Origin of the sequence: Mastigocoleus sp. MO_188.B34, from assembly GCF_030065675.1 — a bacterium.
Classification (GTDB): domain Bacteria; phylum Cyanobacteriota; class Cyanobacteriia; order Cyanobacteriales; family Nostocaceae; genus Mastigocoleus.
Genome location: NZ_JASJDK010000004.1, coordinates 23,284 through 36,434, shown reverse-complemented (window position 1 = coordinate 36,434; position 13,151 = coordinate 23,284). Strand labels below are relative to the sequence as shown.

The window sequence follows — 13,151 nt, the reverse complement described above, 5'->3', positions numbered from 1 at the left end:
AAAAGATCCTTTCTCGAAATCAGCTTTCTTAGTGCAAGAATATGGCTTATCCTTTCCTCGAACACTTGAATAGTCCAAAACATCCCGTGTTAGTTTTTGATGGGGCGATGGGAACAAACCTTCAAGTTCAAAATCTAACAGCAGAAGACTTTGGCGGTGCGGAATACGAAGGTTGTAACGAATATCTCGTCCACACCAAGCCAGAAGCCGTAGAGAAGGTTCATAGAGGTTTCCTGTCTGCTGGAGCAGATATCATTGAAACCGATACCTTTGGCGGTACATCCATTGTATTAGCTGAATATGACTTAGCGGATCAGGCTTATTACTTAAATAAAACTGCAGCTCAATTAGCGAAGCGGGTTGCAAATGAGTTTTCGACTCCAGAAAAACCTCGTTTTGTTGCAGGTTCAATGGGACCGGGAACCAAGTTACCAACATTAGGTCACATTGATTTCGACACATTAAAGACTGCATATATCGAACAAGCAGAAGCTTTGTTTGATGGTGGGGTAGATTTATTTATTGTCGAAACCTGTCAAGATGTGCTGCAAATTAAAGCAGCTTTGAACGCAATAGAAGAGGTGTTCGCGAAAAAAGGCGATCGCCGTCCTTTGATGGTTTCTGTAACAATGGAAACAATGGGGACAATGTTGGTGGGTACGGAAATTAGCGCCGTAGTGACAATTTTAGAACGCTACCAAATTGACATCCTTGGTTTGAACTGTGCGACCGGTCCAGACCTGATGAAACCGCACATTAAGTACTTGTCGGAACATTCACCATTTATTGTTTCTTGTATTCCTAATGCAGGTTTACCGGAAAACGTTGGCGGTCAAGCACACTACAAGTTAACGCCAACGGAATTGAAGATGCACTTAATGCATTTTATCGAAGATCTAGGTGTCCAAGTGATTGGGGGTTGCTGTGGGACACGTCCAGAACATATCCAAGCCTTAGCTGAAATTGCTGGGGGTTTAAAGCCGAAAATTCGAGAACCACAATTAGAAGCTGCGGCTTCTTCGATTTACAGTATTCAACCTTACGATCAAGATAATTCCTTTTTGATTATTGGCGAGCGACTGAACGCTAGTGGTTCCAAGAAATGTCGGACAATGCTCAACGATGAGGACTGGAACGGCTTAGTTTCCATGGGAAGATCCCAGGTGAAAGAAGGAGCCCACATCTTGGATGTGAACGTTGACTATGTGGGACGCGATGGTGTGCGAGATATGCACGAATTGGTTTCCCGTCTAGTTAATAATGTAACTTTACCTTTAATGTTGGACTCCACCGAATGGGAAAAAATGGAGGCGGGTTTAAAAGTCGCTGGGGGTAAATGTTTACTTAATTCCACCAACTACGAAGATGGGGAACCCCGTTTCTTGAAGGTCTTGGAATTAGCGAAGAAATATGGTGCAGGTGTTGTAATTGGTACCATTGATGAAGATGGAATGGCGCGGACTGCTGACAAGAAATTTGAAATTGCCCAACGCGCATATCGCCAAGCCTTAGAATACGGTATCCCTGCCCATGAGATTTTCTTTGACACTTTAGCATTACCAATTTCCACCGGGATTGAAGAAGACAGAGAAAATGGTAAAGCAACTATTGAAGCAATCAGTCGCATTCGTCAAGAATTACCTGGATGTCACGTTGTTTTGGGTATTTCTAACGTTTCCTTTGGTTTAAACCCCGCAGCACGAATAGTTCTCAATTCCATGTTTTTGCATGAGTGTATGGCTGCAGGGATGGATGCAGCTATTGTCAGTGCAAACAAAATATTACCAATTTCTAAGATTGAGGAGAAACATCAAGAGATATGTCGCCAATTGATTTACGACGAACGTAAATTTGAAGGAGATGTCTGCGTATTTGATCCCTTGGGCGAACTAACCACAATGTTTGAAGGGGTAAGCGCCAAGCGTGATAAAGGTGTTGATGTTAGTCTACCCATTGAAGAACGTCTGAAGCAGCATATAATCGACGGCGAACGCATTGGTTTGGAGGAAGCACTCACCGAAGCAATGGGAAAATATCCACCTTTAGATATTGTTAATGTCTATCTATTGGATGGGATGAAAGTAGTGGGCGAATTGTTCGGTTCTGGACAAATGCAGTTACCCTTCGTGTTGCAGTCAGCCGAAACCATGAAAGCGGCGGTTGCTTTCTTGGAACCGCACATGGAAAAATCAGAAAATGGTAATAGTGCCAAAGGAACTTTTGCGATCGCTACGGTAAAAGGCGACGTTCACGACATTGGTAAAAACCTGGTAGATATTATTTTATCCAACAATGGTTACCGGGTAATTAACCTGGGTATTAAACAGCCAGTGGAAAATATCATTGACGCTTATAATAAGCATAACCCTGACTGTATTGCCATGAGTGGTTTGTTGGTAAAATCCACCGCCTTCATGAAAGAAAACTTAAACGTATTCAACGAGAAAGGAATTACCGTTCCGGTAATTTTAGGTGGTGCGGCGCTAACTCCTAAGTTTGTTCATGAAGATTGCCAAAATACCTATAACGGTAAGGTGATTTACGGGAAAGATGCATTCTCCGATTTACACTTCATGGATAAATTAATGCCAGCCAAAGCTGCTAATAAGTGGGATGATGCGAAAGGATTCTTAGATGAATTTAGCGAAGGAGAAGCTACTCAAAATCGTCATCAGTCAGCAGGGGGAGAAAAATCCGCAAAGAAAAAAGCACCTAAAGAACCACAGGTTATTGATACCCGCCGTTCTGAAGCAGTTGATGTAAATATCGAACGTCCCACACCACCTTTCTGGGGTACAAGATGGCTTCAAGGTGAGGATATTCCCATCGAAGAGATATTTTGGTACTTAGATTTACAAGCTTTGATTGCCGGACAATGGCAGTTTAGAAAACCCAAAGATCAATCGAAGGAAGAGTATCAGGTTTTCTTACAAGAGAAAGTATATCCAATTTTAGAAAATTGGAAGCAGCGAATTGTTGCAGAAAACTTGTTACATCCCCAGGTAATATATGGATACTTTCCTTGTCAAACCCAGGGGAATACATTGCACATTTATGATGAGGAAATAATCAGTCGTAAAGATACAAAGGATGCACAATTAAGGGCAAGTTTTGAGTTCCCCAGACAAAAGTCCTTGCGGAGATTGTGTATTGCAGATTTCTTTGCCCCGAAAGAATCGGGAATAATTGATGTATTTCCCATGCAAGCAGTGACTGTGGGAGAAATTGCTACGGAATTTGCTCAAAAACTGTTCGCAGATAATCAATATACCGATTATCTTTATTTTCATGGTGTGGCGGTACAAGTTGCAGAAGCTTTAGCTGAATGGACTCACGCCCGCATTCGTCGGGAATTAGGCTTTGGCGCAGAAGAACCGGATAATATTCGGGATACTTTGGCGCAAAGGTATCGTGGTTCCCGTTACAGTTTTGGCTACCCGGCTTGTCCGAATATCCAAGACCAGTATAAGCAATTAGAGTTGCTGGAAACTGACAGAATTAATCTGTATATGGATGAAAGCGAACAGATTTATCCAGAACAGTCCACAACGGCGATTATTACTTATCATCCCGTAGCTAAGTACTTTAGCGCGTAATGATGATTTAGGAGTATTAACCGGGATTCAGGAGTCACGAGCAAAAGGTTTTATAGCTCAATACGGTTAAAATAAGATTGAATTAGTTGATAGAGACGCGACATGTCGCGTCTCTACAATGTTATTTGTGTGAAGCATTTCAAACACTCCAAAGTTTTCTTCCTGGTCTGCTGTTTCTAGTGGTCTGTCTCCTGAATTCATCACCAAAGGGGAGCATAACAACAGACAATTCTCCTATAGATACAAACAGAGCGGGAAAACCGTACTTGGGTATTAGCATTTCCTACCCAGAAAATCCAAGTTTGGGTAGATACAATCGAAATGCGAAGAGTAATGCTAAGAGTAGGGCAAGATTGCAAAAGCAAATGCAAGCATTACAAGGAGAGGAATATCAATAATGGGAAATCAATTTAAAACTGCTGCTTTGTTAGCCGCACTCAGCGGTCTTCTAATTGCAATCGGTTATTACGTAATTGGCGGACCCATGGGTTTAATAATCGGCATAGGTTTTGCTGCAGTTACTAACTTAGTTTCGTGGTATCAGTCAGACAAAATTGCTTTAGCAGCCTACCGCGCCCAACCCGTAACGGAAGCAGAAGCACCAGGGCTTTATCGCATGGTTGAAAGACTCTCGCAGCGAGCAAATATTCCCACACCTGGTGTATACATTGTTCCTAGTTCCGGTGCTAATGCTTTTGCAACTGGGCGCGATCCCGAACATGCTGCAGTTGCAGTTACCCAAGGGATTTTGAATGCACTTACAGAAGAGGAACTAGAAGGTGTAATTGCCCACGAATTAACTCATATTATTAATCGTGACACTTTAACTCAAGCAGTATCTGCAACGGTTGCTGGTGCAATATCCTTTGTGGCACAAATGGCAAGTTACAGCTTGTGGTTTGGTGGCGGACGCGACAGCGATCGCGGTGGAAATGTCTTAGGAACAATTCTGACTATAACCCTTGCTCCCCTTGCTGCTACAGTTATTCAGCTTGCGATTTCCCGTACCCGTGAATTTTCCGCTGATGCTGGTGCGGCGAAATTAACAGGTAATCCCCGTGCTTTAGCTAGCGCTTTACAACGGCTAGAATCAAATGCACGACAAATACCCATGGATGCTAACCCTGCATTTGAACCATTATTAATTATTAATCCTTTCTCTGGTAATTTCTTAAGTAATCTGTTTAGAACTCATCCATCTACAGAGCAAAGAGTTAAAGCATTATTAAAAATAGAACAAAAAAGATTTAGGGCTATTTAGTTGGGGATTGGTGACTGGGGATTGGTAACAATTCGTAATAACAATAGCCTAACGATGGAGGACAGAGAAGAAATTACTGACTACTCTTAAAGAAGAAAGAACATTTTTCGTATTAGTTTTTCTCGCTTTCTCCTTTCCCTGTCTGCTTAAATTTATAGATTCATTTAAATTTTAAAGAAGGAAATCTAAAATCATGACTGATAAAAATATTGAAGAATCCTCTGCAATTGTAGAAGTTACTCCCCAAACCAATGAAATGGTCGACCGAGAAATGGCTGGAGCAAGTGATGATGTAAAAAACGAAACAAAAGCATTAATTGACGCTATCAAAAAACGCGCCCAAGCCGAAGCACAGTCAGCTGGAACCCTGACTCGTGAAACTTATCTCAATGCAGTGCGTCAGGCGCGCCAAGCCATTGAAGATAACCCAATTATTGAACGCGATCGCATTGAACACGCTTTTGACATGATTCAACAAGAAGCCCAAAAAAATTGGGATTCAGTTTTTAAGGAAGTTCAAGATTTGGGTGATCGCTTACAAGCAGCAGCTCAAGCAGCATGGGATGTACTTACAGGCGAACGTCCTAAGTCATAATTAGTAATGGGTAATGGGTAATGGGTTTTGAGCAAATTATTGTTTGTTATTGTTTGTAAAAACTCTTTAAACCTGTAGGGTGTGTTAGGCGCGCAAGAGGAATATTTCTTTTAGGTCACCTTTATCGCCGCGCCGTAACGCACCGCCCCAAAATTAACATACAAAGGTTATTAGACGTACAAGAGAAATCTTATTTCCATACAACCTTATCCCCTTACTGTACATGGTCATTAACATTAATATACAAAGATTTTTAGACGCATAAGAGAGTGTTTTATTTTAAGATCGCCTTTATCGCCGCGCCGTAACTCACCATCTTTAATATATTGACAAAAATATATTGACAAATTAACAGCAACCAAGAAATTACTTACAATTAATATGGTGCTAGATAATCAAAAAGCTTTAAGATTAACATGCATTTTCTAGCCCCAGGACTTCAGATTTAATACCTATGCGAACTCACTATTGCGGCGAACTCCGTGCGTCAGATATTGATAAAACCGTAACCTTGTACGGATGGGTAGATCGTCGCCGCGATCATGGAGGAGTAATATTTTTAGATATACGCGATCGCACTGGCGTTGTCCAAATAGTAAGCGATCCGCAACGCACCCCAGATTCCTACGAACAAGCGAATACTCTGCGAAATGAGTACGTGATAAAAGTTACAGGAAGAGTTTCTCGACGTCCAGATGACTCTCTTAACCCCCGTCTACCGACAGGTGAAGTAGAAATTTACGCCGATCATATTGAGTTACTCAATGCTGTTAGAAAACAATTACCGTTTCAGGTTTCTACCGCTGATAGCGAACCAGTTAAGGAAGAGTTGCGTTTAAAATATCGTTACTTGGATTTGCGTCGGGAACGAATGGCAAAAAATCTTCAATTGCGCCATCAAGTTGTTAAAGCAATGCGCCGCTATCTTGAAGATAAAGCCGGTTTCATAGAAGTGGAAACTCCCGTACTAACTCGTTCGACCCCTGAAGGTGCACGGGATTATATTCTTCCCAGTCGTGCTAACCCAGGTGAATGGTTTGCTTTACCCCAATCTCCTCAGCTTTTCAAACAAATATTGATGGTATCGGGTTGTGACAGATACTATCAAATCGCCCGTTGTTTCCGCGATGAAGATTTGCGGGCTGACAGACAACCGGAATTTACCCAGTTAGACATGGAAATGAGTTTCATGTCTACGGAAGAAATTATTGCACTGAATGAAGATTTAGTTGGTCATATTTTTAAAAGCGTTAAGGATATTGACCTCCCGTCACCTTTCCCCCGTCTCACCCATGCTGAAGCGATGGATCGTTATGGGTCGGATAAACCAGATACGCGCTTTAATTTAGAACTAGTCGATGTTTCCGATGTCGTTAAAGATTGCGGTTTTAAGGTATTTCGGGAAGCTGTAGCTAAAAATGGAATTGTCAAAATATTGCCGATTCCTGGGGGTAATGAAATTTCTAATGTCCGCATTAAACCTGGTGGTGATGTCTTCAAGGAAGCTAGTGAAGCAGGTGCAAGGGGCTTAGCTTATATTCGAGTGAGGGAAAATGGTGAAATTGATACCATCGGAGCAATCAAAGATAATCTGAGCGCTGAACAAAAACAAGAAATTTTACGTCGCACCGATGCAAAACCCGGTCATTTATTGTTGTTTGGTGCTGGGGATACTGCCACAGTTAACAAAACTTTAGATCGATTGCGTCAGTTCATGGCAAAGGAATTTAGGTTAATCGATCCCGCAAAAATCAATTTGTTGTGGATTACCGATTTTCCAATGTTTGAGTGGAATGCAGATGAGAAGCGCCTAGAAGCATTACACCATCCATTTACTGCTCCCCACCCCGATGATATTGATGACTTGAAAACTGCTCGCGCTCAAGCTTATGACTTAGTTTTCAACGGTTTTGAAGTTGGTGGTGGTAGTTTGCGGATTTATCAACGGGATGTTCAAGAACAAGTGTTTGAAGCAATTGGTCTTTCTGAGGAAGAAGCTCGTAATAAATTCGGCTTTTTATTGGAAGCATTTGAGTATGGTACTCCTCCCCATGGTGGTATCGCCTACGGTTTGGATCGATTGGTGATGTTACTAGCAGGTGAAGATTCGATTCGTGATGTAATTGCTTTTCCCAAAACGCAACAAGCTGGTTGTATGCTTACTGATGCACCTTCGAAAGTGGATCCCAAGCAACTCAAAGAATTGCATGTTGCTTCTACATACAAGCCCAAGTCTGATTCTTAGATCGAGATCGAATTATCTGGATCGAATGATGAATGATACTTGTAGAGACGTAGCATTGCTACGTCTCTACCGATATTACTGAATAAAAATCAGTACTCGTCTTCATCTCATATAAAGTCCGGTAAATTAGTTTTAATTCCCATGTCTTGTACAAAAAATTGGAAATCCTTTCTCCCTCTGCACCAGTGCTCACTCCCCTTGCATTTTACTTATAAGTAATTAAGCGAGCTTGATCTCAGCGGTGCGTTACGGCGCTATTTAGTTTTTTACTTAAAAAAATTTATTGTCGAGCGCCTAACACACCCTACGTGAATTACTATTAATTCAATTAATACTTTTAAAGCAAAAGTTAGCATATCTGTTGCCAATTAATCTTTGGAAATTAAATAGTTAATGTTCAATAAATTTAAAATTCGGCAACGTTTATCACTACTTAAATCTGGTTCTGAATTACACTTGATTGTTGCAAATACGGGTTGGTTGTTTGCTGATCGTATTCTTCGTATGGGTGCAAATTTATTTGTGGGAGTTTGGATTGCACGTCATCTCGGAGTGGAACAATATGGTTTATTTAACTATGCTGTTGCTTTTGTCGCTTTATTTGTTCCAATCGCTAATTTAGGGCTAGATAATATTGTTATCCGTCAACTTGTCCGTAACCCAGAAAATAAAACAGAAATATTAGGGACAACTTTCTGCTTGAGGTTATTGGGTGGTATTAGTTCTTTATTATTAGCCGTAATATGTGCTTTTTTACTACCTCAAAACGATCCAGTAACAATATGGTTGATTGTAATTTTAGCCACTACAACTGTTTTTAGAGCTTTCGACACAATTGACCTTTGGTTTCAATCACAAGTACGTTCTAAATATACTGTAATTGCCAAAAATATAGCTTTTATAATTGTCACAATTTTCAAAATCATTTTAATTACTTTTCAAGCACCATTACTAGCTTTTGGTGGAGCAGTATTAGCAGAGTTGAGTTTAGCTGCATTGGGCTTGGTAATTATGTATCACTTTGAAGGTAATTCATTGTGGTTTTGGCGTTGGAATCTATCCACTGCTCAAAGCTTATTGAAAGAAAGTTGGTCTTTAATTTTATCTGGTTTAACTATCATCATATATATGAAAATTGACCAAATTATGTTGGGACAAATAGTTGGTAGTAGTGCTGTTGGGATTTATTCAGCTGCTGCGAAGATGTCTGAAGTTTGGTATTTTATTCCCACAGCAATTTCCTCTTCTGTAGCCCCAAAATTATACAAATTCAAAGAAGAATCGGAAACAATTTACTATCGACGGCTCAAACAATTAATTAAGTTACTAGTAGTATTAGCTTTAGTAATAGCCTTACCTATTACCTTTATTTCTGGAAATTTAATTACTTTGTTATTTGGTCAAAGCTATATCGCCGCAGGCTCTATATTAGCAATTCATGTTTGGGCTTGTATATTTGTTTTTATGGGGATTGCATCATCTCCATGGTTTGTTGCAGAAGGTTTAACTCATTTCTCTTTACATCGGACTTTAGCTGGAGCAATTATTAATATAATATTAAATTTTTTACTGATTCCTAAATATGGTGGTGTGGGAGCTGCGATCGCCACTGTCATATCCCAAGCAGTCGCCTCATTTTTGGGTAATGCAATGCATCCACAAACCCGAAAAATTTTTTGGATCCAGATCGCATCATTTTTACCTATTTAAGGTTAGAAATTATGACCTATCTCACATCCTGCATATTTGGATATCTATTATATTTTTAGTAATTGGCAGGCGGATAAATTTACTGAAGAAACATTGTATAAACCTAATGTATTTATGCCTTTCAAAGTAAAGATTAAGCAAACCTTGAAGAAGATAGAAAAAAATATCCTAGGTTAACCGGATAAGAGATTAGGGTAATTATAATTTATAAAAGACTCGTACAACGGGAATAGATGCGTACAGGGCATATTGAAGACAGTCTAAGCTTGTGACAACATAAAATTGTGCTACATAGTTCCGTATCACATAAAGTTGTTGAAGACGCATGGAAACAGCGTCACTAACAACACAATCCTATTATTTCAACCAATAAATATCATCATCTCAAGCTCAAAAAATGGATGCGTCTTTGTTAAACTCATCCTCTTTATTTTACTGAATGATGTTGTCTATCAATTCTTGAGAGTATCCATTTAACGAAAACTTATCTTGTATGAGTTGTTTGTAGACAGCCTCGTACCCGTCAATCATACTGGAAACGCTAAACTTCTGTTCCACATGCTTGCGACACTCGTGACGGTCGATTTCTTTGATACGAGCGATCGCATCCACAAATTCTGCTGTCGTATCGCATAAAAAGCCTGTCTTACCATGGGCGACAACTTCTGGTGCAGAACCTAAAGGCTTCGCTAGCACAGGTGTCCCAGCAGCCATAGACTCTGTCATCACTAGCCCGAAAGGTTCGCGCCAGGTGATAGAGAATAATGTTGCTATAGCTCCTCCTAAAAGGGCATTTTTCTCAAAATGATTGGCTTCACCTAAATACTGAATTTGCTCGCCATCAATGTGGTGCTCAATTTCAGTTTTAAAATACTCTACATCTACTACGTCTACTTTCCCTGCCATTTTTAAGGGAATACCTGCTGCTTTGGCAATTTCAATTGCAAGGTGAGTACCTTTTTCTGGAGATATCCTACCTAAAAAGGCTAGATAGGGGGGATCTTGGGGCTCTGGGTAAAAACGATGGCTATCAATATCGATACCGTTATATACAGTTGCGGCATAGTTGAGCCCTAATCTTGGCTCCCGTTGAGCATTGGAGATACTAACATATGGCTGGGAACGCCCCTCTATATAAACTTTTTCGGTATCAGGCGTAAAAATACCGTGCAAGGTGTGCACGGTTGGGGTTTTGACTAAATCGGCATAACTAATAGCTGGGTAACCAACGTGAGAATGAATAATGTCAAACTTATCAGCTTGCTGGTAAAGGCGACTCAGTTGCAGTACTTCGTAGACGTTGTAGTCTTTGACGAGTTTATCTGAACGAAAGGAACGTGGATAAACTGAGTCTAAGTTGGCTAAGGTGATTGAGTCCCCTGATGCAAATAATGTTACTTCGTGACCGCGTCGGACTAACTCATCACACAGTAATCCTACGACTAACTCTACGCCGCCATATGCGGGTGGCGGTACTCTTTCCCACAGTGGAGCGACCTGAGCAATCCGCATGTAAGTCTCCTTGATTATATGTATATTTAGTGTAGCCAAAAGAGCTGGAAATTTCCACCCCCCTTTAGTAAGGCTTAAAGTATTTTACTATACAACTATCAACAACTGTATTTCTTCGGAGTAATATTTTCTGGATAAAGAATAAATATTTATTATGATTTTGCTTTATAAACGAGTATTTTTAAATGATTTTTGAAAAAATAATACTTGTGTAAAAACAGTTAATATGTTTGCAGTAGTACTTATACTGGTGATGTCAAGATATTAACTTTGTCATATATAAAATTTTGATGAATTTTGAATTTATATTAAATTGATTTTATTTAAAGTTTCTTTATTTTTTGGAGTTGAATTTTGGCTTATGTCAACTTAATCCCAATACAATTTAACTGGGATTAAGTATTAAGGCAAGACTACTTCCAGTTCCCATGTCGAGAGAAGGTTGTTTGATCGAGTGAAAGGAGTGTGGGGAGTGTGGGAGATGTGGGAAGTGTGGGAAGATGAGAATTTAAAAGATTCCTGCTGACTCGTAAAGTCTTTTGAGCATAGCTTTAATTTTCTCTCCGTATTGCAAATCTGCTGACCATCTACCGGACAGTTGGTCAATTAATGGTGCAATTCCTCGGGTAACAAAGCGGAAGCGTGGGTCTACGACTTCATTAACTAGGGGTTCCAAGCTGGCGTACGCTTTTAAGTGTTGGATATGAGCCCTAACACCAATTCTGGCGTTTTCAAAAATTGCTGTATCCGTACCACCACCAATGGTTCCCAAACCAGCAAAGTTATTTTGTTCGGGTCTAATATCGCCACCAAAGCGCAAAAATCCTGTTTCTACACACATTTGACAGAAGGCGACATCATAATTCACTCCTTCTACACTTGCTTCTTCCCGGTAAAGTTTGGGTAAATCCGGAAATTTAACTAGGGAGTTTTCATTATTATTTCTTAAAAATAACTGTAGTTGAACTTCAGATGTGTTGCCAGCGGACATAATTCTCTCAATGTTACCGACACAAATTTGTAAGTTGGATTTTAAGATTACAGTCCGAGTAGGTGCATCCCAACCAACGGAAACATTAAAATCTCGTAGTTCTACTGCTTTGACATAAACTACTCGCCGATAGGTAATACGACGGACATCGGGATTTTGGGATAAATCAATTCGCAAACGATCTATTAAATCGATGGGAATATAAGCGTTACCACTGACTAGTATCCCTTGCTCTTCGTAATTTTGCCCATTCATTTTAATGTTAATTGCTGGGTAGCTGGGCTCAGTGGGAGGAGGGGGAGCGGAACCGGGATCGATTGTGCGACTCCAAGAAGCAAGACCATCAGCAATACCCACAGCAAAATCACGCCGACGGCTTTGCAATAAAGAACGGTCTTCTGGGCTACTTAAAAACCCAACTTCCATCAACATTGAAGGTGCAGCAACTTGACGACAAAACATCAAGCGACCTATACCTGTAGCGGTATCTGGTTTGACACCCCGGTTTGGTAATTGGGGGACGCGACGCAACAATCCCACTAACAGTAATTCCGCGTGTCTTCTCCGCTCTTCATTATTGGCGATATAAAATACTGTGGAACCTCGGACAGAAGGGTTAGATCCTGCATCAGCATGAATTTCTACGGCGATATCATTTCTACGAGCGCGGGCGTTGATCCAGCTAATTGTTTGTCGCGCGCTTAAATCGTCAGGTACCCCTAAAACAGAAAATTTGCGCGATCTGAGTTCTGTTAAAATTAAATCTCGTAATTGAATCATTTCTTTGGCTTCGGTTGTACCACCTGCGACCGAACCTGGATCTATTCCTCCAGCTTCTCTACCACCATGTGCTGCAGAAATAAAAATACGTCCCATAATATATTGGTTCCTTATCTATATCGTTAAATCCGAAAATAAAATTTGAGAAAAAATTTGAGAAAACAAATTGAGAAAAAATTTAAAAGTCTACATAGCATTCTTGCCCGAACAATAACAATATGATAATTACTAATTCGTCGTGAATCGCATATTTACGGACGTTTGTGATTTTAGGGGCATATTTTATGGAATAATTCTTCCGAACAATTAAACTCAAATAATTAAACTCACATAATTAAAATTGAAAAATATTAAAATTGAAAAATTTATAGATCGTTCTTGCTTTAGGGACGACTATAATAAGGTCGAAACTTATAAACCACGGATATTCGAGCGGCAAATAACTGACGGCTAGTACTCCT

General features: G+C 40.1%; 9 protein-coding genes. 6 read left to right on the top strand and 3 right to left on the bottom strand.

Translation table 11 applies throughout. The features are described from left to right. Positions 1-41: 41 nt before the first annotated feature. On the top strand, positions 42-3,596 hold the full coding sequence (gene metH, locus QNJ50_RS01565) for a methionine synthase (protein ID WP_300631298.1): 3,555 nt from the start codon (positions 42-44) through the stop codon (positions 3,594-3,596). Between the two features lie 66 nt (positions 3,597-3,662). Here the strand turns inward: metH and QNJ50_RS01560 are convergent, their stop codons facing one another. Continuing rightward, positions 3,663-3,818, bottom strand: coding sequence for a hypothetical protein (locus QNJ50_RS01560; RefSeq protein ID WP_300631297.1), 156 nt, complete (start codon positions 3,816-3,818; stop codon positions 3,663-3,665). Between the two features lie 44 nt (positions 3,819-3,862). On the opposite strand from QNJ50_RS01560, the gene QNJ50_RS01555 reads away from it, so the two are divergent. The 5 genes from QNJ50_RS01555 (at position 3,863) to QNJ50_RS01535 (ending at position 9,407) form a co-directional block, all read left to right on the top strand. Beyond that, the gene (locus tag QNJ50_RS01555; RefSeq protein ID WP_300631296.1) at positions 3,863-3,994 is read left to right on the top strand and encodes a hypothetical protein; all 132 of its coding nucleotides are present in this window, start codon (positions 3,863-3,865) and stop codon (positions 3,992-3,994) included. Then, entirely contained in the window at positions 3,994-4,857 is an 864-nt protein-coding gene (locus QNJ50_RS01550; RefSeq protein WP_300631294.1) for a M48 family metalloprotease, read from the top strand. Before QNJ50_RS01555 ends, QNJ50_RS01550 begins: the two co-directional genes overlap by 1 nt. A gap of 193 nt (positions 4,858-5,050) precedes the next feature. Then, a complete protein-coding gene (locus tag QNJ50_RS01545; protein ID WP_300631292.1) occupies positions 5,051-5,452 on the top strand; it encodes a hypothetical protein in 402 nt (133 codons plus the stop codon). 454 nt (positions 5,453-5,906) lie between these two features. Continuing rightward, positions 5,907-7,697 (top strand): aspartate--tRNA ligase, encoded by a 1,791-nt coding sequence (gene aspS, locus QNJ50_RS01540; RefSeq protein WP_300631290.1) that lies wholly within the window; start codon positions 5,907-5,909, stop codon positions 7,695-7,697. 393 nt (positions 7,698-8,090) lie between these two features. Then, a complete protein-coding gene (locus tag QNJ50_RS01535) occupies positions 8,091-9,407 on the top strand; it encodes a flippase (protein ID WP_300631288.1) in 1,317 nt (438 codons plus the stop codon). Between the two features lie 432 nt (positions 9,408-9,839). Here QNJ50_RS01535 and QNJ50_RS01530 read toward each other — a convergent pair whose 3' ends face one another. Together QNJ50_RS01530 and QNJ50_RS01525 are read right to left on the bottom strand one after the other, a co-directional pair. Then, complete coding sequence (locus tag QNJ50_RS01530; RefSeq protein WP_300631286.1) at positions 9,840-10,919, bottom strand: glycosyltransferase family 4 protein; 1,080 nt, start codon at positions 10,917-10,919, stop codon at positions 9,840-9,842. 508 nt (positions 10,920-11,427) lie between these two features. Beyond that, positions 11,428-12,786, bottom strand: coding sequence for an N-acetylmuramoyl-L-alanine amidase (locus QNJ50_RS01525; protein ID WP_300631284.1), 1,359 nt, complete (start codon positions 12,784-12,786; stop codon positions 11,428-11,430). Positions 12,787-13,151 lie beyond the last annotated feature (365 nt).

Coding starts and splice junctions, on each gene's coding strand:
- QNJ50_RS01550 (WP_300631294.1), top strand. CDS start 3,994: ATGGGAAATCAATTTAAAACTGCTGCTTTGTTAGCCGCACTCAGCGGT.
- QNJ50_RS01535 (WP_300631288.1), top strand. CDS start 8,091: ATGTTCAATAAATTTAAAATTCGGCAACGTTTATCACTACTTAAATCT.
- QNJ50_RS01525 (WP_300631284.1), bottom strand. CDS start 12,786: ATGGGACGTATTTTTATTTCTGCAGCACATGGTGGTAGAGAAGCTGGA.
- metH (WP_300631298.1), top strand. CDS start 42: ATGGCTTATCCTTTCCTCGAACACTTGAATAGTCCAAAACATCCCGTG.
- QNJ50_RS01530 (WP_300631286.1), bottom strand. CDS start 10,919: ATGCGGATTGCTCAGGTCGCTCCACTGTGGGAAAGAGTACCGCCACCC.
- QNJ50_RS01545 (WP_300631292.1), top strand. CDS start 5,051: ATGACTGATAAAAATATTGAAGAATCCTCTGCAATTGTAGAAGTTACT.
- aspS (WP_300631290.1), top strand. CDS start 5,907: ATGCGAACTCACTATTGCGGCGAACTCCGTGCGTCAGATATTGATAAA.